Origin of the sequence: Paraburkholderia steynii (assembly GCF_900100565.1) — a bacterium.
Lineage (GTDB): Bacteria > Pseudomonadota > Gammaproteobacteria > Burkholderiales > Burkholderiaceae > Paraburkholderia > Paraburkholderia terrae.
In genome coordinates, this window is record NZ_FNDI01000047.1 from 1 (window position 1) to 20,436 (window position 20,436).

General features: G+C 63.3%; 18 protein-coding genes and 1 pseudogene. 3 read left to right on the forward strand and 16 right to left on the reverse strand.

Going from position 1 to position 20,436, the window contains the following annotated elements:
- The 12 genes and pseudogenes from BLT65_RS42770 to BLT65_RS42825 form a co-directional block, all read right to left on the reverse strand.
- Window positions 1-275: pseudogene (locus BLT65_RS42770) on the reverse strand (IS256 family transposase); the annotation flags it as partial.
- A gap of 127 nt (window positions 276-402) precedes the next feature.
- Window positions 403-747 (reverse strand): helix-turn-helix domain-containing protein, encoded by a 345-nt coding sequence (locus BLT65_RS42775; RefSeq protein ID WP_035995622.1) that lies wholly within the window; start codon window positions 745-747, stop codon window positions 403-405.
- On the reverse strand, window positions 744-1,919 hold the full coding sequence (locus tag BLT65_RS42780) for an NAD(P)/FAD-dependent oxidoreductase (RefSeq protein ID WP_091790185.1): 1,176 nt from the start codon (window positions 1,917-1,919) through the stop codon (window positions 744-746). Before BLT65_RS42780 ends, BLT65_RS42775 begins: the two co-directional genes overlap by 4 nt.
- Window positions 1,916-3,355: an FAD/NAD(P)-dependent oxidoreductase gene (locus BLT65_RS42785; RefSeq protein WP_091790187.1), complete on the reverse strand. Its 1,440-nt coding sequence runs from the start codon at window positions 3,353-3,355 to the stop codon at window positions 1,916-1,918. Before BLT65_RS42785 ends, BLT65_RS42780 begins: the two co-directional genes overlap by 4 nt.
- A complete protein-coding gene (locus BLT65_RS42790; protein ID WP_091790189.1) occupies window positions 3,334-3,654 on the reverse strand; it encodes a (2Fe-2S)-binding protein in 321 nt (106 codons plus the stop codon). The genes BLT65_RS42785 and BLT65_RS42790 overlap by 22 nt, the downstream gene beginning before the upstream one ends.
- Window positions 3,651-5,480 carry an ABC transporter ATP-binding protein gene (locus tag BLT65_RS42795; protein WP_091790191.1) on the reverse strand — a complete coding sequence of 610 codons (1,830 nt, stop codon included), beginning with the start codon at window positions 5,478-5,480 and terminating at the stop codon, window positions 3,651-3,653. Before BLT65_RS42795 ends, BLT65_RS42790 begins: the two co-directional genes overlap by 4 nt.
- Window positions 5,477-6,433 carry an ABC transporter permease gene (locus BLT65_RS42800; RefSeq protein ID WP_091790193.1) on the reverse strand — a complete coding sequence of 319 codons (957 nt, stop codon included), beginning with the start codon at window positions 6,431-6,433 and terminating at the stop codon, window positions 5,477-5,479. Before BLT65_RS42800 ends, BLT65_RS42795 begins: the two co-directional genes overlap by 4 nt.
- Window positions 6,430-7,386: an ABC transporter permease gene (locus BLT65_RS42805; RefSeq protein WP_007586921.1), complete on the reverse strand. Its 957-nt coding sequence runs from the start codon at window positions 7,384-7,386 to the stop codon at window positions 6,430-6,432. Before BLT65_RS42805 ends, BLT65_RS42800 begins: the two co-directional genes overlap by 4 nt.
- Window positions 7,387-7,453: 67 nt before the next feature.
- On the reverse strand, window positions 7,454-9,076 hold the full coding sequence (locus BLT65_RS42810; protein ID WP_091790195.1) for an ABC transporter substrate-binding protein: 1,623 nt from the start codon (window positions 9,074-9,076) through the stop codon (window positions 7,454-7,456).
- Between the two features lie 81 nt (window positions 9,077-9,157).
- Window positions 9,158-10,432, reverse strand: a complete 1,275-nt coding sequence (locus BLT65_RS42815; protein ID WP_091790197.1) for an NAD(P)/FAD-dependent oxidoreductase — start codon at window positions 10,430-10,432, stop codon at window positions 9,158-9,160.
- Between the two features lie 26 nt (window positions 10,433-10,458).
- Window positions 10,459-11,127 carry a haloacid dehalogenase type II gene (locus tag BLT65_RS42820; protein ID WP_091790199.1) on the reverse strand — a complete coding sequence of 223 codons (669 nt, stop codon included), beginning with the start codon at window positions 11,125-11,127 and terminating at the stop codon, window positions 10,459-10,461.
- A gap of 214 nt (window positions 11,128-11,341) precedes the next feature.
- Window positions 11,342-12,820 carry an aldehyde dehydrogenase family protein gene (locus tag BLT65_RS42825; protein WP_091790201.1) on the reverse strand — a complete coding sequence of 493 codons (1,479 nt, stop codon included), beginning with the start codon at window positions 12,818-12,820 and terminating at the stop codon, window positions 11,342-11,344.
- 211 nt (window positions 12,821-13,031) lie between these two features.
- Between BLT65_RS42825 and BLT65_RS42830 the strand changes: the two genes are divergently transcribed.
- Window positions 13,032-13,928 (forward strand): GNAT family N-acetyltransferase, encoded by an 897-nt coding sequence (locus BLT65_RS42830; protein WP_091790203.1) that lies wholly within the window; start codon window positions 13,032-13,034, stop codon window positions 13,926-13,928.
- A 66-nt stretch (window positions 13,929-13,994) separates the two neighbouring features.
- Here BLT65_RS42830 and BLT65_RS42835 read toward each other — a convergent pair whose 3' ends face one another.
- Window positions 13,995-15,371: an MFS transporter gene (locus tag BLT65_RS42835; protein ID WP_091790205.1), complete on the reverse strand. Its 1,377-nt coding sequence runs from the start codon at window positions 15,369-15,371 to the stop codon at window positions 13,995-13,997.
- A gap of 326 nt (window positions 15,372-15,697) precedes the next feature.
- On the opposite strand from BLT65_RS42835, the gene BLT65_RS42840 reads away from it, so the two are divergent.
- Complete coding sequence (locus tag BLT65_RS42840) at window positions 15,698-16,213, forward strand: GNAT family N-acetyltransferase (protein WP_091790207.1); 516 nt, start codon at window positions 15,698-15,700, stop codon at window positions 16,211-16,213.
- Between the two features lie 17 nt (window positions 16,214-16,230).
- On the opposite strand, the gene BLT65_RS42845 is transcribed toward BLT65_RS42840, so the two are convergent.
- Window positions 16,231-17,082 (reverse strand): alpha/beta fold hydrolase, encoded by an 852-nt coding sequence (locus BLT65_RS42845; protein WP_091790209.1) that lies wholly within the window; start codon window positions 17,080-17,082, stop codon window positions 16,231-16,233.
- A gap of 1,018 nt (window positions 17,083-18,100) precedes the next feature.
- Window positions 18,101-18,511, reverse strand: a complete 411-nt coding sequence (locus BLT65_RS42850; RefSeq protein ID WP_091790211.1) for a cupin domain-containing protein — start codon at window positions 18,509-18,511, stop codon at window positions 18,101-18,103.
- Between the two features lie 186 nt (window positions 18,512-18,697).
- Here BLT65_RS42850 and BLT65_RS42855 point away from each other — a divergent pair, with 186 nt between their 5' ends.
- The gene (locus BLT65_RS42855; protein ID WP_091790213.1) at window positions 18,698-19,294 is read left to right on the forward strand and encodes a putative pterin-binding protein; all 597 of its coding nucleotides are present in this window, start codon (window positions 18,698-18,700) and stop codon (window positions 19,292-19,294) included.
- 8 nt (window positions 19,295-19,302) lie between these two features.
- On the opposite strand, the gene BLT65_RS42860 is transcribed toward BLT65_RS42855, so the two are convergent.
- Complete coding sequence (locus BLT65_RS42860) at window positions 19,303-20,244, reverse strand: pseudouridine-5'-phosphate glycosidase (RefSeq protein ID WP_091790215.1); 942 nt, start codon at window positions 20,242-20,244, stop codon at window positions 19,303-19,305.
- Window positions 20,245-20,436 lie beyond the last annotated feature (192 nt).

Below are 20,436 nucleotides of genomic sequence, written 5' to 3' on the forward strand. Positions count from 1 at the left end.
CGTAGCGGACCGTCGTCGGTCAGCACTGTCTTGCCGCTCTTGCCGTTGCGCTGGTTGGTCGCATCTTCTGGCCGCACGGCACCCGCCGGATAGCCCAGATGGTGTCCAAGTTCGGCGCCCAGCGCCCGCTCGATCAGCGCCTTCTTGAACGCCGCCGAAGCGGCATGCACCGCTTCGGCCGTCATCGGCCCCTTCACGAACTGGTCGATTAGTTCCTTCGGAATGGACGGCAACGCTGTCTGCGCTTCGGTGGTCGTCTTGGGTTTGCGTGGCATACATGCTCCTTGAGCTACATGTTATGCCTTGAACACAAAATCTATGACAGCCCCAGCTAGATAACAAACCGCGGATGCCAGCGCAAACACTAGCAGACCACCCAGCGTCGCAGACAACAAAAACCCCCTACCCCATTCCCTTAGCATTCGACAAAAACCGACTCGGCGTCACACCACAAAACCGTTTGAAATGCCTGGCCAGATGGCTCTGATCAAAGAACCCAACTTCAGTAGCCACAACGGCCCCTGGCACCCCTGCCAATAACAAGGTCTGCGCACGCCTCACACGCACTCCACACAAATACCTATAAGGCGAAAGCCCAACCTGCTGCCTGAACACAGTAGCAAACCGCGAAACACTAAGCGCAGACAGATCAGCCAATTCAGCAAGACTCACAGTCTTATCGAAATTCGCCTCGATATAAGCAAGCGCATCCCGCAGCATAAAAGAAGACGATTGACCGGTACTCATGAAGAAGCCTCAAAAGACGCAGAAGCAGGTGCAGGCTGCAAAGACTTGCCTCCGCCAAACCGCCCAATCGAAAACGTATCCAACGCAATCGGCGTGCTGCCCGTGCCGATCAGCTCGGCAAGCGTCTCACCGACACCCGGCCCGATCTGAAACCCCGATCCACAGAACCCAAAGGCATAGAAAAGACCATCGGTCGTAGAACTCGCCCCAATCACCGGCTCAGAATCCGGCAAATAACTCTCGACGCCACTCCACACCCGTATCACATGCAGCGCCGCGAGCGCGGGCACGAGCCGGCGAAACTGCGCCATCTGCTGCACCGTGTTCTCCGGCAACACCGAAGCGCGGCACGTCACAGCATCGGCGGGACCCGCAGGGCCGCCACCCAGCACGATATTGCCGCGCGGTATCTGCCGGAAATAAACGCTCTCCTCCTTGATCGACGTATAAACACCCATCGACGCCCCGAACACATACGGAACCGGCTCGGTAACAGCCATCTGCGGCCCGCGCGCAACGAGCGGCACCGGCTCGCCGAATTGTATCGACAGCGCGTTCGCCCAAGCGCCCGCACAAATCAACACCTGTTCCGCGCGATACACATCGCCCGCCGCGCTCTCGACGCGAAAGCCGCCCGCCTCTTTCTCGACGCGCACGATCTCCGTGTTCTCCACGATGCGCGCGCCAAGACGCACGGCCGCACGCCCAAATGCGGGCGCCGCCAGGCGCGGATTCGCGTGCCCATCGAGCGGCGACATCGACGCCGCCAACACTTCGCGCCCCAGAAACGGAAAGCGCCGAAACATCGCCGAGCCGTCCAGCACCTCGAGATCGAGACCGTACGCGCGCGCCTCGGCTGCATAGCGATGAAAGTACTCGGCGTCGTGCGCGTGATAGCAGACCCGCGTATGCCCCGACGGCAGGAACTCGACGTCTTCGCCAAGCAGCTCTTTCGAACGCCTCCATGTATCGAGCGCTCGATTGGACATCGCGAGTTGGGTCAGCGCGCGCCCCTGGCGGCGCACGCCGCCGAAGTTCACGCCGCTCGCCTGTTGCCCCGTCAATCCGCGTTCAAGCAAAATCACCGAACGCTGTCTGCGCCGCAGAAAAAACGCCGTCGACGTCCCGACGATCCCGCCACCGATCACAATCACATCGGCACGATCACTCATTCGCTGAACTCCTGTGCGCGTGCGCCTGTTTCTTCTACGTCTCGCGAGACCGTACACGTCGATTCCAGCGCCATCGGCAGCGGCTTGACGGGCGCCTGTCCGCGCAAACGTCCGACGGCTTCGAGCGGCACGCGCGCCTCAGCTGCAATCACTTCCGCGCCCGCATGCGCGCAGAAACGCCCCTGACAACGGCCCATGCCGACGCGCGAAAACGCCTTCGCACGGTTTGCTTCTTTAGCGCCCATCTCGCGCACCACGCGCCGCAATTCGCCCGCTGTAATCGCTTCGCAACGACAAACGATGGTCTCGTCGGGCAGCACGGCCGCGAAGCGCGCAGGCCACGGAAACGCCTCTCGCAAGCCCGCCGCAAAACGCGTATAGCGCGCGAGTTCGGCGCGCAATCCTTCAGTGCCTTCGCGCTCGATGCCCGCGTCGCGCAACGCCGCCAGCGCAGCAAGCCGCCCCGCGCGTTCCGCGGCATCGGCGCCGCGCACGCGCGCGCCATCACCCGCCAGATAGACGCCTGCGACGCTGCTGCGGCCATCCGCGTCGATATGCGGAAGCCACGTTTGCGTCGCGTGATCGAAACGGAATTCGCATCCGGCGAGATCGGCAAGCTGCGTTTCGGAGCGCAAGTGATAGCCGAGCGCGACGGCGTCGCATTTCACGTCGAGCGTCGCGCCGTTGGCGAGCTTCACGCGCACGCCCGTCACGCCATGTTCCGGCGAACCGTCGATTGCAACGGGCGTCACGCCGCGATGAACAGGCACGCGCGCCTGACGCAGCACGTTCATCAGGGCCATGCCCTTACGCAGCGTCGCGGGTATCGCGAGCAGTTGAGGCAACGCGCGCACGCGCTGTGCTAACGTCGATGTATCGAGCACGGCGCTCACCGTCGCGCCCGCCTTCACATATTGCGCGGCCACCAGATAAAGCAGCGGCCCCGTGCCCATCACCACGGTCCGCGCGCCCACCGCGCAGCCCTGCGATTTCAACGCGACCTGCGCGCCGCCAAGGCTGAACGTGCCCGCATGATGCCAGCCCGGCACGGGCATCAGCCTGTCCGTCGCGCCGCTGCAAATGATCAGCGAATCGAATGCGAGTTCATCATGGCGTGTACCGCTAACCACATGCACCGCCTTCGCCCCGATATTCCACACGAGCGTGTCGGGCAGATAGTCGATCTGCGCACGCAACGCATCGAAGTCGCGATGAAGCGACGCGGCGCGCGCCGCCTCCGTCCCATACAGCATGTCATACGAGCGCGAGAAACCTTCCGGCTGACGACGATAAATCTGTCCACCGTCACGACGTCCTTCATCGATAACCAAAGGACGCAGCCCCGCTTCGACGAGCGCCTGCGCGGCGCGCACGCCCGCCGGCCCCGCGCCGATCACGATCACCTTCGGCTGCTTCACGTCCCGATGCGCGGCCATACGCCCTCCCCGGCAAGCGCGATGCGCGTGACAATCGACATGCCCGGCGCGGCGGGCGTGGTGCAGGCGCGCACGCGCTCGCCTTGCGCGGTCCACACCCAGCAGTCCTGACACGCGCCCATCAGACAGAAGCCCGCGCGGCGGCCGTCGCCGAATTCCGAATCGCGCAGCGTGTCATGCGCGGTCAACAACGCGACCATCAGCGTGTCGCCTTCAGCCGCTTGCGTGCGGACGCCGTCGACGGTGATGTCGAAGGTCTTGCGCCCTGTCTCCGCCACTCTCACGAAGCGTGCATTCATGCCGCCACCGTATCGGCCGTCTGCATGCGGGTCAGGTCGGCAGCCGTGTGATGGCAGCGAATCTCTGCGCCCGATGGCAGCTTCTTCATCGAAGGTGGGGTGACGTTGCACTTGCCGTCGATGCGCGCCGTACACCGCGCGCGGAAACTGCACAGTTCATGCGAATCAGCGGCGGGCCCCATGGTCGGCAATGCACCCGCTGTAAGCGCGCGCCGCGAGTCCAGCCAGCCAGGCCGCAACGCAGGCACGGAGTCGATCAGCAGCCCCGTGTACGGGTGATACGGCGGCGCTGACAACGCATCGCGCTGGCCCGCTTCGACGCATTGCCCGGCGTACAGCACGATCACTTCATCGCAGATCGCGCGCACCGTCGAAATGTCGTGGCTAATGAACATGTACGACACGCCCAGTTCCCGCCGCAGTTCGCCGAGCAGATCGAGAATCGCCGCGCCGACCACGGTATCGAGCGCGGACGTCACTTCGTCGCAGAGAATCAGCGCCGGGTTCGCGGCGAGCGCGCGCGCCAGATTCACGCGCTGTTTCTGTCCGCCCGACAGACCGCCAGGCTGACGCTTCGCCACCGATGCAGGCAGCTTCACCAGATCGAGCAGTTCGAGCATCCGCTTCTGCGCGGCAGCACCGCGCAGGCCGTGATAGAAGTTCATTGGCCGCGCGAGAATGTCGGCGATCGTGCGGCTCGGATTGAGCGCCGTGTCGGCGTTCTGGAACACGATCTGCACGCGCCGGTATTGATCGAGTGTGCGTTCGGAAAGCTTTGCCGGCAGAGGCTTGCCATCGAGCAACACATCGCCGCGCGCGCGATCCACCAGTCCCGCCACCACGCGCGCGAGCGTCGTCTTGCCCGATCCCGACTCGCCGATCACGCCGAGCGTGCTGCCGCGTACGATCTTCAGGCTCACGTCGTCGAGCACGCGCACTGCCGGCACGCCGTTCGCATCGATACGTCCATAGCCCGCGCTCAGATTGCGGATTTCGAGCAGCGGCGGCGGATCGTTCGCGATGTTCGACACAAGCTCGGGTTCCGGACGCATCGTCGCCGCGAGCAGTTGCCGCGTGTATTCATCGGCGGGTGCATCGAGCACTTGCGCCGTCGCGCCGTTCTCGCGCACTGTCCCGCCATTCAACACGACGATGCGATCCGCCATCTGCGCAACCACGGCCAGATCGTGCGACACGTACACGGCGGTTGTGCCCAGTTCGCGAATCACCTTCTTGAACGCAGCGAGCACTTCGATCTGCGTGGTGACATCGAGCGCCGTGGTCGGTTCGTCGAACACGACGACAGCAGGATCGGTAATCAACGCCATGGCCGCCATCAAGCGCTGCAACTGCCCGCCCGACACCTGGTGCGGGTAGCGCGCGCCGATCGTCTCCGGCGCGGGCAGCGCGAGCGCACGGAACAGATCGACGGCCTTCGTGCGCGCGGCGGCGGGCGTCATCAGCTTGTGAAGCAGCGCGGGTTCCGTCACCTGATCCATGATCGTGCGCGCCGGATTGAAGCCTGCCGACGCGCTCTGCGCGACATACGCGACCGTGCGTGAGCGCAACGCCCGCCGGCCTTTCTCGTCGAGCGACAGCACATCCACGCCGCCGATCTTCACCGAGCCGCCCGCAATCGAGCATCCGCCGCGTGCGTGAGCGAGCAGCGACAGCGCGATCGTCGTCTTGCCCGAGCCCGACTCGCCGATCAGCGCGAGCACTTCACCTTTCTTCACGGTGAAGTCGACGCCCTTCACAATTTCGACGACAGGGTCGGGCGCCGCGCCCGCGACCACGCGCAGGCCTTTCACTTCGATCATGTTCATTTGGCGCCTCCATGAGCACGCGCGCCATGACGACGCAGGCTGTCGATCAGCAGATTCACGCCGACCGTCAGCGTCGCGATCGCGACGGCGGGCATCAGCACGGCGGGCGCGCCTTCCGCGAGACCGCCGATGTTCTCGCGTACCAGCGAGCCCCAGTCGGCGTTCGGCGGCTGCACGCCGAGGCCGAGGAAGCTCAGACCGCTCAGCAACAGCACGATGAACACGAAGCGCAAGCCAAAGTCCGCGAGCATCGGGTGAATCATGTTGGGCAGCACTTCGACGCGCGCGATGTAGAACAGCCCTTCGCCGCGCGCCTTCGCGACCTGCACGTATTCGAGCGTCATCAGATTGACGGCGAGCGAGCGCGAGATGCGAAACGCGCCGGGAATATAAGCGAGCGCGGCGACCATGATCAGCATCGGCACCGACGAGCCGAATGCGGCGATCACGACGAGCGCGAGCACCTTGCTCGGAATCGAGATCAGCGCATCGAACAGACGGCTCAAGGTTTCATCGACCCAGCGCCCGGACACGGCCGCGACGAGGCCGAAGAACGTGCCGATGCAACTGGCGAGCAAGGTCGATGCGAGCGCCAGCCCGACCGTGTATTGCGTGCCGTACAACACGCGGCTCAGCATGTCGCGGCCCAGGTAATCGGTGCCGAGCGGATGCGCGGCGCTATACAGGCCGAAGATTTCCGTCGACGTCACCGCGCCGCCCTTGTACGGCGCAACGAGCGGGCCGAAGAACGCGACGCAGAGCCAGAACACGACGATCGCCAGACCGATCAGGCCGAGCACCGAAGAACGCTTCACGAAGCGGCGGAGCGGGCCGCACGTGGCGACTTGCGTTTCAACGGGCGTTTCCTGCACGGCGTCGGCGCAAAGCTTGCCGTCTTCGTCGGGCACCGCGTAAAGAACGGTCGTTGCATGAGGTGTGGCGGGTCGGTTCATCGTTGACGCAGCCTCGGGTTGGAGATGATTTGACACAGGTCGGCGATCAGCACGAGCGCGAGATACGCCGCGCAGAACACCATCACGCAGCCCTGCACGAGCGGCATGTCGCGATTCGTGACGGCATCGACCATCAGGCTCGCAAGACCCGGATAGTTGAAGATCGACTCGACGATCACCACGCCGCCGAACAGATACGACAGGCTCAACGCAACGGCGTTGGCGATCGGGCCGATCGTGTTGGGCAGCACATGGCGCAACACGATGCGCATCGGCGACGCGCCCTTGAGTAACGCCATCTCGACATATGACGCGTTCAGCTGATCGAGCACCGCGGCACGCGTCATGCGCGCCATCTGCGCGACGATCACGCAGCACAGCGTCATCACGGGCATTGCGTAGATACGCAGCAGCGCGCCGAACGACGTCACCTCGGACAGATACGACAGCGCCGGCAGCCAGCGCAGCTTCACCGCGAAAATCAGCACGGCGATGGTCGCGATCAGGAACTCGGGCACGGCCACCGTCGACAGCGTCAGCACGTTGAGCGCACGGTCGAGCAGCGAGCCGCGATACATCGCCGACAGAATGCCGATGAAAAGCGCGACGGGCACCGATACCAGCGTCGTCAATCCCGCGAGCACGAGCGAGTTGGGCAGGCGCGTCGAGATCAGTTCGCTGACGGGCAGGTTGTTCGACAGCGACGTGCCGAAATTGCCGCTCACGACATGCATGAGCCATTGAAAGTAACGCTGCAGCGCGGGCTGATCGAGGCCGAACTGATGGCGCAGGGCCGCGACCTGTTCGGGCGTCGCCGCCTGGCCGAGCGCCTGTTGCGCCGCGTCGCCAGGCAGCAGGCCCGTGATCGCGAACACGATCGCCGACACCAGCAGCAGCGTGAGCAGCGCGAGACCGAGGCGCGCGGCGATGAGTCGTTGCGCGTGGGCTTTCATCGGATATCGCCTCCTTCGTTGAAACCGCGCGCCGCCTTTGGGCGGCACGCGCAGTGGCAAGGCATGCTCACGCTTCGAGCCAGACGTTCTCCGCGAACATGAAGCCCATCAGGCCCGCGAGCGGAATCGAGCCCAGCCCCTTGAGCTTCGACGAGTGCGCGTCGAGCGAACTCTGGAACATCGGAATGCCGATGCCACCGTCATCGTGTACGAGCTGCTGCATGTCGCCGTAGATCTGCTTGCGCTTCGCGTCGTCCGGCTCGCCGCGCGCGGCGACCAGCATCTGGTCGAACTTCGGGTTCTTCCAGTTCGCTTCGTTCCACGGCGCATCCGACTTGAAGAACTGCGTGAACAGCACGTCGGCGCTCGGGCGCGCGTTGATGTTGCCGTATCCGAGCGGATGTTTCATCCAGTGGTTCGACCAGTAGCCGTCGGACGGCACGCGCACCACCTGCAGGTTCAGGCCCGCTTGCGGCGCGACCTGTTGCAGCAGCATCGCCATTTCGACCGAACCTTCGGCGGCGGGCGACGCGTAGAGTTGCACAGGCGCGCTGCCGAGCTTCGCCTTCTGGAAGTAGAACTTCGCCTTCTCCGGATCGAACGGGCGTTGCGGCAGGCCCTTCAGGTAGTACTTGTTGGTCGGGTCGATAGGCTGGTCGTTACCGATCGATCCATAGCCGAGGAACACCGCGCGGCGAATCTGCTCGCGATCCATCAGGTGCGTCAGGCCACGGCGGAAGTCCGCGGTGCCCGTGATGCCGCCTTCGTCGCGCATGATCAGATCCGTGTACTGGCCTGTCTTCGTCTCGAGCACCGAGAAGCCGGGCGTACTCTTGATGCGCGCCGTCGAACGCGGGCTGACGGCATTGATCAGTTGCACGTCGCCGGAAAGCAGCGCATTCACACGCGCCGATTCGTCGCCGATGCCGATCAGCTCCACTTCGTCGAGATGCGGCATGCCGGGCTTCCAGTACTTCTCGTTACGCACGCCAACCGTGCGCACGCCCGGCGCAAACTCCTTGAGCTTGAACGGACCCGTGCCGACAGCCGTCTTGAAGTCGGTCGTGCCGTCCTTGACGATCAGGAAGTGCGACGTCGCGAGAATCACGGGCAGGTCCGCGTTCGCGCCTTCCAGCGTGATCGTCACTTCGTTCGGGCCCGTCGCCTTCACTTCCTTGATCTGGTCGGCGAGCGTCTTCGCTTTCGACGCAACGGCCGGGTCCTTGTGACGCATCAGCGAATAGATCACGTCGTTCGGCGTGAGCGACTTGCCGTCGTGAAACTGCACGCCGCTGCGCAGCTTGACGACCCACACGGTCGCGTCCTTCGTTTCCAGCGACTCCGCGAGCGCCATCTTCGCGCCCAGGTGCGGATCGAGTTCCGTCAGGCCGTTGTAGAACATGTTGGCGCGCACATAGTCCGTGCCGAGCGCGCCCTTCGCGGGGTCGAGCGTATCGGCCGATGACGACGATTGCGTCGCCACGCGAATCTTGCCGCCCTGCTTCGGCTTGCCCTGCTGCTGCGCGAATGCGCCGCTGCTGGACGCGAGCAGGCCTGCGCCCGTCAGCGACATCAGTCCGCCCGCCGCCATCGCGCGCAGGACCTCGCGCCGCGATGCGCCGCGCCGCGTCAACTCTTCGAGCCGGATGCCGGCATGGGCGACTGCTTCAGGCGATTTATCGATGCTCATGAAACTCTCCGCGTGAGATGGCTTGTGGGAAATCAATCGGCAGCTTCGGGCTGTCTGTGTGCGTGACGTCAGCAAGCAACGTCAATAGAAAACGTCTTTGATCTGGTAGTACGCGCCGACGAGCGGCAGAAACCACGGCTTGCCCGTATGTCCCGGAATGGCGGGCCAATCGAAATCGCGCCACGGGTTTGCCGCCGCATTGCCGCCGATCACGTCGGCCATCACCTGGCCCATGTGCGTCGACATCTGCGTGCCGTGGCCGCTGTAGCCCATCGAAAAGTACAGGCCGTCATGCTGCCCGGCGCGCGGCAGACGGTCCGCCGTGATATCGACGAGTCCGCCCCAGCAATAGTCGATGCGCGCACTCGCGAGGCTCGGGAACGTCGCCGCGAGATTCGCTTGCAGGATGCGGCCGCTCTTTGCGTCGGACGGCTGCTCGGAAGCGGTGAAGCGCGCGCGTCCGCCGAACAGCAAACGTGAATCGGGCGTGACGCGGAAATAGTTGTGCATCAGGCGGCTCGTCGTGTACGAGCGGCGCTGCGGCAGCAGGCGCGCAAGGTGTTCGGAGGGCAGCGGTTCTGTCACGACGATGAACGAGCCGACGGGCGCGAGCCTGCGTCGATACCAGCCGAACGGCCCATGCCGCGAAGGCCCCGTCGCGATCAACACCTGCTGCGCGCGCAACGTGCCGCGCGACGAATCGATGCGATACGCGCCGCGATCCTTCGCGATCGCCGTGACGGTTGCGTGCTCGAATAGCCGCGCGCCGTTGCGTGTTGCCGCGTTCGCCAGGCCGACGGCGAACTTGCCCATGTGCATCTGACCGCCGCGCTTTTGCAGCAGGCCACCGAAAAAACTGTCCGAATCGACTTCGCTGCGAATCCGGTCTTGCGTGATGATCTCGACGTGGGGATCGACTTCACGCTGGATCAATTCGGCCGTCTGTTCGAGATGCGCGAGATGGTGCGGCTTCGCGGCGAGCTTCAGCTTGCCCGACGCGAGATAGTCGCAATCGATCTGCTCGTCGCGGATCAGGCGCTCGACGGTATCGACGGCGGCCGCATACGCGCGATAGCAACCCTGCGCGCGTTCGATGCCCAGCTGCGCGCGCAGCGCCGCATAGTCCTGCGCAACGCCCGTATTGCACTGGCCGCCGTTGCGTCCCGACGCGCCGCCGCCGATCCGCCCGGCGTCGAGCACCGCCACCGACGCGCCCCGCTTGCCGAGCGCCAACGCAGCGGACAGCCCGGTGAAGCCGCCGCCGATCACGGCGACGTCGACGTGGCCTTCGACAGGCCCCTCGCTCACCTGAATGCCGGCGGGCGCGGTGTCGAGCCAGTAGGAGTCGAGTTTCATCGGGTGCCTTTGCGCGGATGCGTGGATCAGAGGCCGAGCTTCGACGCGAGGTCGCCGATCGTGTCGACTTCGTAGTACTCGTAGTACGGCGTGCTCGGCTCGTGGCCGCGCTTGACGAAGGCCTTGTGCTTGATGCCCATGTCGTGCGCCGTCATCAGGTCGTAGCGCAGGCTCGACGACACATGTAGCACGTCCTGCGGATTGCAGTTCAACTGGTCGAACATGTACTCGAAGCCCTGCATACGCGGCTTGTACGATTGCGCCTGCTGCGCGGTGAACACGCGATGGAACGGCGCACCGAGCTTGTCGACGTTGCTCTGGATCTGATCGTTCGAAGCATTCGAAAGAATCACGAGCTTGTACTTCTTCGCCAGACGCGACAGACCTTCCGGCACGTCCGGATGCGGGCCCCACGTCGGCACGGCGAGGTAGAACTTTTCAGCTTCCGCTTCATTGAACTCGATGTTCATGCGCTTGCACGCGCGGCGCACCGAGTTGACGATCACGTCGCGATACGGCTTCCATGCGCCGAGCACTTCATCGCGGCGATAGCCCGCGAAGAACGCGACAAATTGCTCCAGTTCCGCGCCGTGCAGGCGGTCGGCGTACATCTCGCGAGCCATGTCGGCCATGCGGAATTTCGTCAGCGTGCCGTAGCAGTCGAACGTGATGTACTTCGGCTCGAAATCGATCATGGTGTCAGTCCTATCGTGTTGTGAACCCATACGGAGTTCAGTGGCGAAAACAGGAAACGCATCCCTGTGGAAAATTTAAACAGTGCAAAAACTTCGGTGGTCGCTGATTCGAATGCCTCCGACGATACAAACCACGCGTTTTGAGGGGCATCGGCAGCAGACTATGCGGCGGCTTTTCTGGCGCTATCGCGTCGTAGGTAGTTGCCCTGATTCGTCAGGCGCGAACGTCGATCAGCACGCTCTTGAAGCGGAGATTCGCTTCGTACGCCTGCCGCCCGAGATCCTTGCCCAAACCCGAGCGCTTGTAGCCGCCCGTCGGGATCATGAAGTCGCTGGTGCGGCCGTAACGGTTGACCCATACCGTACCCGCCTCGATGCCTCGCACCATGCGCAGCGCCCGGCCCAGATCCGCTGTATGCACGCCTGCCGCCAGGCCGTAGTCGGGATGCGCGGCGAGTTCGAGCGCTTCGTCTTCGGTGTCGAAGGTTTGTAAGGTCAGCACGGGGCCGAAAATTTCCTCGCGCACGGCGTCCGTTTGCGGCGTGACGCTGGTGAGCAGCGTCGGCGTGTAGAACGCGCCGGGCGTCGCCGCGTCCGCGCGTTGGCCGCCGCAACGCAAGGTCGCGCCGCTAGCGACGCTGCGCTCCACGATGGCTTCAATGCGCGCCGCTTGCGGGTCGGAAATGATCGGCGGCAGCGTCGTGCCAGGCGTCCAGGTCGCGCCTGCCTTCAGTTCGCTGAATATGCGCTGGATGCGCCCGGCCAGTTCGTCAGCGATCGACCGTTCGACCAGTAGCCGCGAGCCCGCGACACAAACCTGTCCCGCGTTGGTCGTGATCGCGCCGGCAATGCGGCGCGCGACATCGTCGAGACGCGGCGCGTCGGCGAATACGATCTGCGGACTCTTGCCGCCCAGTTCGAGCGTGACGGGCTTCGTGCCCGTTTCGGCGCAGGCGGCCATGATCGCCGCGCCCGTGCGCGTCGAGCCGGTGAACGTCACCTTCGCGATGCGCGGATGACGCACGAGTGCATCGCCTGTCGTGCGTCCGTCGCCTTGCACGATGTTGAAGATGCCGGGCGGCACGCCCGCTTCGACCGCGAGTTCGGCTAACCGCAGCACGGAAAAGGGCGTCATCTCCGAGGGTTTCAGCACGACCGCGTTGCCCGCCGCGAGCGCGGGCGCGATCTTCCACGACGCCATCACGAGCGGAAAATTCCACGGCGCGATGGCGGCGATCACGCCGTACGGTTCGGCGATGGTCATGCCGAGATGATCGTGGTCGGTCGCGGCAACGTCGCCGCCGATCTTGTCGGCGAACTCCGCATAGAAGCGGATGCCTTCCGCGGTGAACGGCACGTCCCAGTTAAACGCGTCGCGAATGGGCCGCGTCGAGCCGAGCGCTTCGAGCGGCGCGAGCGTTTCTGCATCCGCGGCGACGAGGTCGGCGAAACGCCGCAGCACGCGCGCACGTTCGCGCGGCGCGATGCGCGCCCAGCCGCTCGTGCGCCATGCCGTCCACGCGTTCTGCACGGCGCGGTCGATCATGGCGGCGTCGGCGATGGGCACCGATGCGTAGACCACGCCATCGCTTGGGCGTGCGACGTCGATTCGCGGGCCATGTTCATCGACATATGATCCGCCGATGAAATGTCCGCTGCGCACGTCGATCGTTGCGGGATCGAAACGGTCCATTTGCGTGAGTCCTCGATTGCCTTCGATGCTGGAAATCGTAGGCTCACGGACGCGGCATATTGCACCGACAAAAAAGCGCCCACAGCACAATTGACGCGTTATCGTCGCCGGAACCCCGCGTTTTGCGTTGCATCATCTGCCGTGCGTTTGCGACCCGCGCAGCAAAAGGATCGTCCTAGTCAGGCGGGCGATACAGTGAGAGAGTCACGGTATGTGTCTTCAGAACGAGGAGGCCGGCGTGTCCGACCCAAACAGGAACGATGTGATCGACTATCGCCCTTTCACCTCCGACGACATCGCGGCAGGACATGCGCTATCCAGCGCCGTCAGGTGGCGGCATCGTCCCGATGACTGGCGCTTCGCGGCGCGCATCGGCCAGGGCTTCGTCGCAGAAGATGCGAGCGGCGTGATCGGCACCGCGCTTGCGTGGCGCTTCGGACGTGAAGCGGCGACGCTCGGCATGATCATCGTCGCGCCCGAGCGGCAGCGAAGCGGCGTTGGGCGCAAGCTGATCGAACTGTTGATGAACGAACTCGGCCCGCGCACGTTGCTGATTCATGCGAGCCCGGCTGGCGTGTCGCTGTGCGAGAAACTGGGCTTTCAGCGCATCGGCACGATCAACCAGCATCAGGGCGCGGCGTTTCAGCCGCCGCTCGTTTCGCTGCCACCGGGCGAGCGGCTGCGCCCGCTCGGCGTCAACGACGCGCCGCGTCTCGTCGAACTCGCTTCGCGCGCAGGCGGACTGGACCGGCGTGAGCTACTGCCGGCGCTGCTCGATATCGCGAGCGGCATCGCGCTCGATCGCGATGGCGAACTGATCGGCTTTGCACTGTTCAGGCGTTTCGGCGACGGGCATGTGATCGGTCCCGTCGTCGCGCCTGATTCACCCGACTCCAGCCGCGCGAAGGCGCTGATCAGTCACTGGCTCGCGCTGCACGCGGGTATGTTCGTGCGGATCGATACGCCCGTCGAGTTCGGGCTCTCGTCGTGGCTCGAAGGACTTGGGCTGCCGCATGTGGATAGCATCGAGAAGATGATGCGCAATGGACCGCTTCCTGTCGATGCGCAGTTGAAGCAGTTCGCGATTACGAGTCAGGCGGTGTGGTGAAAGACGGCGGCGTGAAAAAGCCCGCTACGCTCGATAGGGCAATCGGGCAGAGCGGGCCATGTGGACTCACTTCAATTCAACGCGCTTGATTTCTCCGACGATCACCAGGTAGCTGACGATCGCAACCAGTGCATTGCAGGCAACGAACACCAGCGCGCCGCTAAACGACCCCGTCGCCTTGACGATATAGCCGATGATGATCGGCGTCGTGATGGCGGCGACGTTGCCGAACATGTTGAACATGCCGCCGCTCAGACCCGCGATCTGCTTCGGCGATGTATCCGCAACGACCGCCCAGCCGAGTGCGCCCAAGCCCTTGCCGAAGAACGCGAATGCCATGATCGCAACGACGACGGCGGACGAGTCCACGTAGTTGCAGGCAATCATGCTGGTCGACAGCAGCATGCCCACGACGATCGGCACCTTGCGCGCGACGGTCAGCGAGCAGCCCTTGCGGATCAGGAAGTCGGAGAAGATGCCGCCGAGCACGCCGCCGACGAATCCGCACACCGCCGGCAATGCGGCGACAAAGCCCGCATTGAGAATGGACATGCCACGCTCTTTGACGAGATAAACGGGGAACCACGTCAGGAAGAAATACGTGAGCGTGGTAATGCAATACTGGCTGATGTACACGCCAAGCAGCATCCGGTTGCCGAGCAGTTGCTTGACGTACGACCCTTTCGGCGCTTCGTTCGCGCTTTGCGTCGAGGCACCGGCGAGCGTTGCGGCCTGATTCACGGCGCGGCTCTTCTTCGGCCCGTCCATGTCGATGAGCGCGCCGCCTTCCTGGATATAGTCGAGTTCTGCGCGGCTGATCCGAGGATGGTTCTTCGGGCTGTAGACCGTCTTCATCCAGACGAGGCTCACGACGATCCCCACTGCCCCCATGAAATAGAACACATACGGCCAGCCGAAACGGTGCGTGACCCAGCCCATGATCGGCGCGAACAGCACCGTCGCGAAGTACTGCGCGGAGTTGAAAATGGCCGACGCCGTGCCGCGCTCCGCAGCGGGAAACCACGAAGCGACGATGCGCCCATTGGCAGGAAACGACGGCGCTTCGGCGAGGCCCACCAGAAAGCGCAGTGCGAATAGCGTGGTGACAGCGACTGAGACGCTCAGAAAGGTCACCGTGCCCTGCATGACCGTGAACAGCGACCAGATGAAAATGCTGGCAGCGTAGACGCGCTTCGAGCCGAAGCGGTCGAGCAGCCAGCCGCCCGGCAACTGGCCGATCACATACGACCAGCCAAACGCGGAGAAGATGAAACCCATGGCCACAGCATCCAGACCGAGGTCTTTCGACATCGACGTGCCCGCCATCGAAAGCGTTGCACGGTCTGCATAGTTGACGGCCGTGACGAAGAACAGCATCGCGACAATCCCGTAGCGGATGCGGGTTCGCCTCTCAGCGGTCACGCCTTGCACAACGTTGGCCATATACTGTCTCCTCCTTGCGCACCAGCGTTCAGCCGGCAAGATTGCGCAACCGGCGAGCGCAACGAATGTGGAAACACATTCTCCGCCTCATAGGTTGTCTGATGACAGATTGAAGCGTCGCACCATTTTTTACAATCCGGCGTTTACCCTGGCGAGCCTTTGCAGCCTTAGCCAGTGCTGTGCTGACCGGCATATTCCGTCTGTACTTTGTCTCCCCGCTGAAACTCAGAAACGCATCCTCAGATGATTGTTGTACGACGACGTATTTCAATCTGCTTTTAAAGCTGATGAAGCCCACGCCGCGGCTCGTACCTTAAAATCGCGCGATGGAATCAGTCAGCCCGATCATCCGCCCCTTATGCGCCGGCGACGCCGCCGCCTATGCGTCGCTACGTCTGTGCGCGATCGACGAAGCCCCGGAGACTTTTCTGTCGACACGTGCGGAAGAAGAAAAACGAACGATCGATGAAATCGAGGCGCGCATCTGTGCGACGGCGAATCAGGTGGTGTTCGGCGCTTTCGCCGGCGAGACGCTTGTCGCCGTCGCCGGACTGCGGCGTTATCCGCTGCGTCCCGTGCAGCAAAAGGGCTTTCTGTGGGGGTTGTTCGTCGTACACACGCATCGAAGGAGCGGCATCGCGCGGCGACTGATCGCGACTGCCGTCGATCAGGCGCGCGCGATGGGCCTGACGCAGATCGCGCTCAATACAGGCGTGGAGAACGTCAGCGCGATCGCGCTATATCGGTCGACAGGCTTTGAAGCCGTGGAAAACGAGCCGTGCGAAGAAGCGATCGACGACGACACGGATCGCGAAGTCGAGATGATCTTGCGGCTCGGTTGAGTGGGTTTTAGTGCGCGTCAGTAGTCGATGAACGAACGCAGCATTCTGTTGAACGCGGCCGGATTCGCGACGTTCATGCCATGCGAAGCGCCCGCTATCGTGCCTCGTTCCGCGAGATAGATCCAGCCTTCGAGGCTTTCGACGTTGTTGCGGAACATGCGCGGACTCTTCTGGCCGTCGATCAGCAGTGTCCGGCATGTCACCTGTGACGCCGTCTCGCGCGAATAGGCTGGCAGCGGATCGAGAAACTGCTTGGGCAGCGTGCTGGCGTTGTCGATGGCCATCATACGGAACGCGTCGGTGCTCTTTCTCCAGGCGCCCGGCGCACTGACGGAATCGACGAACAGTTCGAGGCCGGGCTCCACGACACCCTCCTCGATCATGCCGGCCACCTTGGCACGCAATGCGTTCATCGCCGAGGGCAATGACGCTTCGCGCATGCCGTCCAGTTGCAAGGGGCCGCCCGGATCGGCAAGCGTCAAGGTTTTGACGAGACGCGGATAGTCGCGCGCAAGCTGGAATGCGATGCAGCCGCCGCGCGAATGCCCCACGAGATGAACGGGCGCGAGATCCATCGCAACGATGAACTCAGCCAGCTCGCCGACGTGTTCCTGCCAGCCGAATTCATTCTGGATGCACGCTTCGGCTGCGGGCCAATAGTGACTGAGGCTCGGCGCGATACAGCGAAACTGCGCGGACAAAGGCGCGATCTGCGCGTCCCAGTAGCGGTAATCGCAGAGTGAACCGTGTACGAACACGACGGGCTCGCCCGCGCCCCGCTCGACATAGGGAATGCAGATGCCCGATGCGACGGTCGCAAAACTCAGCTGTGGGTCGGCGAGCAATGCGGGGTCGGTTCGCATGTTCATGGCAGTCACTACCTTCGTGTGTATCGGGGTGTGTCTACTATGCAGGATTCGCAGGCGTAAGAAAAACGCGTAATTTGGATCGGAACGATCAGGTTTTCTGATAGCGGTTGGGGCCTTCGCGGCGCGGGCGTTGCCTGTTGGTGTTTCGGTTTTGTCTTTGTGTTTCAGGCATTGCCGGTCGGCGTGCTCGCCTTTTGCGCTGGCATTCGCGTTACGGTGTTTGCCGTTCACGCGTCGCCCCTGTGGGTTTGCTCTTGCGATGGCATCCGCGTTATGCCTTCGTGCTTCAGGCGTCGCCCCTGTGGGTTTGCCCTTGCGCTGGCCTCCGCGTTATGCCTTCGTGCTTCAGGCGTCGCCCCTGTGCGGGGCGGCACCTACTTTTCTTTGCCGCCGCAAAGAAAAGTAGGCAAAAGAAAGCGGCTAACACCGCTATTTCTTGTTTTTGCCTGAGGGCCCCCACAGGGTCTTACGCTTCACACGGCAACGCCCTTGTTCGCGTGCGTTGCCAACGCTATAAATGAGCGCCTCACCCGCTTCGAATACCCGTACTCGCGCAAGCGGCAGCGAATGGTATGTGCCGCCCAGGTGGCAAACTGTGTGTAGGTTGTCGCGGCGTATAGCTCGGCGCTCTTACATGGAGGCGCGCGCTATCGGTTCGAAGTGAGGCGTGCGAGGCACTACGGCCTACACACAGTTTGCCACCTGGGCGGCCGTGGAATATCTGGCACGGCATACGGCGACGCGGGCGCGTGAAGCGGGTGAGGCGCACCGCAAGAGCGCTGGCAACGAACATGAATCGAGAAGTTGCCGCGTGAAGTAAGGGACCGGTTGGGGTCCCTCAGGCAGGAAGAAATGTTGGCGGTGTTAGCCGCTTTCTTTTGCCTACTTTTCTTTGCGGCGGCAAAGAAAAGTAGGTGCCGCCCCGCACAGGGGCGACGCTTGAAGCACGAAGGCATAGCGCGGATGCCAGCGCAAAGCCCCAAAAAACCGAACCACCGAACCACCAAACCGCTTGCGATTATTCAACGACCTCATACGGCAACACCTGCTCCGTCTCATCAGGACGATTCCGCGCCACGACAGCGCGCGCCGACTCCGTCATGCTGAGATTGAACGGCTGATGCGGCACGCCAGGCGGAATGAACAGAAAGTCCCCTGCTTCCGTAACGATCGACTGACGCAGGCCCGGTCCATAACGCGTCTCCACGCGCCCTTCGAGCACATAGATGCCCGTTTCATAACCGCAGTGGATGTGAGGCTCGGCATGCCCACCGGGCGGAACGACCACGAGATGCATCGAAAGTCCCTGCGCGCCCGCTGTAGTTGACGAAATGCCGACGAAGTACGGCAAGCGCTGCGTCGTGGCAATTTCCCTGTCGGGACGCACGACGACGAGTTGCGCGAGTTCGCGTTGTGAATCGTCTTCCATATGCGATTCTCCCGGTTCGGTGGGACGTTGAATACAAACCGATTCTACGCCGGGACGTTACAGGAAAAACCACGCAAGCCACGCCTCGTGAAGCGTTCACTGAACATGCTACCGGCAACGCCAGAGACTTGTTGTCGGTGTATAAGATTCGAAAAGCAATCAACGACATCCGCGGAGCCAATAAACATGAACAAACGTCAGTTCCTGACCAGCGCCGCTGCCATCGGCGTCAGCGTCACGCCCGCACTCGGCGCGACGAATGCGAAAACCGCCGCATGCGCTGCGGCTCCCGCGATACTCACCGTGTCCGGCGCGATCAAACGCACGAATCGCGGCGCGCTCGATCCGGCATTCGATCCATTGATGGCCAAGCAACTCGTCAAATTCTCGTCGGCTTATACATTCGACTATCCGTCGCTCGCGAGTCTGCCCGCCGTCACCATCAAGCCAACCATCGAATACGACGCGAAGCAGCACACGCTAAGCGGCCCATTGCTGGCCAATGTACTCGAGCAGGTCGGCGCACCCAGCGCGGGCGACACGAAGATTTCCTTGCGCGCCGTCGACGGTTACGCAGTGTTGACCACGCTCGACAACATTCGCGCATGGCACTTCATCGTCGCGACGCATCTGGACGGCAAGCCGATGCCCTTGGGCGGCCTCGGTCCACTATGGGCGATCTACGATGCCGACAAGATCCCGGAACTCGCAGCAAAGCCGCTCAAGGATCGCTTCGTATTGTCTCCGTGGGGCCTTTATCAGATTCAGGTATCCGAGACCTAGAGGCATATTCATGCGGCCGCTTGTCCTTCATTGGCCAGCGCTAACGCGAGCCGCGCGCCGACCTCGGCGTTGTGCTTCACCAGCGCGATATTGGTCGCGAGACTGCGCCCGCCTGTCAGCGCCTTGATGCGTGCCAGCAGGAACGGCGTCACGGCTTTTCCAGTGATGCCTTGTGCAGCGGCTTCTTCGAGCGCCTGCCGGGTCAACGTGTCAATCTCTTCGGACGGCATCGCAGCGGCTTCGGGCACGGGCGTGCTCAACACGACGCCGCCCGCGAGGCCCAGATCCCACTTTGCGCGAATGAAGCGTGCCTGCTCCGCCGCATCGTCGAGTCTGAAATCCGCGCGAAAGCCGCTGTCGCGCGTATAAAACGCGGCGAAGTTGTCCTGCTCGCAACTGAGCACGGGCACGCCATGCGTTTCCAGATATTCCAGTGTGAGCCCGATGTCGAGAATCGATTTCGCGCCCGCACAGACCACCGCAACCGACGTCTTCGCCAGTTCCTGCAAGTCCGCTGATATGTCGAAGGTATCCGGCGCGCCGCGATGCACGCCGCCGATGCCGCCCGTCACGAACACTTCGATCCCCGCCAGCGCGGCGCAGATCATCGTGCCTGCCACCGTCGTCGCGCCAAGTCCGCCGCTAGCCAGCACGGCCGGCAGATCGCGGCGGCTGACCTTGTGAACGTTGTCGGAGCGCGCAATCAGTTCGAGTTCGTCGTCCGACAGTCCAATGCGGATGCGCCCGCCGATCAGCGCGATCGTCGCGGGCTGTGCGCCGAGATCGCGGATCACCGCTTCCACTTCGCGCGCCGTGCGCACGTTCTGCGGGTACGGCATGCCGTGCGCGATGATCGTCGACTCCAACGCGACTATCGGGCGGCCGGCCGCCTGCGCCGCGGCCACGGGCGCGCTGAACGTCAACCACGAGCGTGCGAGCTTCGAATCCATGTCGACAGGTTCCGCAATGTGATGCGCTCAAGTATGCAGCACAATGCGCGCGCGGATTGACAATGCAATATCGGCGCGGCTCGACCGATAGCTGCGCCCTTCAATCGCCATACAGCGAGTTGACGCATATCATCATGATTCCATCCACGCACGCCGCGCGAGACGGAAAAGCACAGACGTTCAAATGTAGAA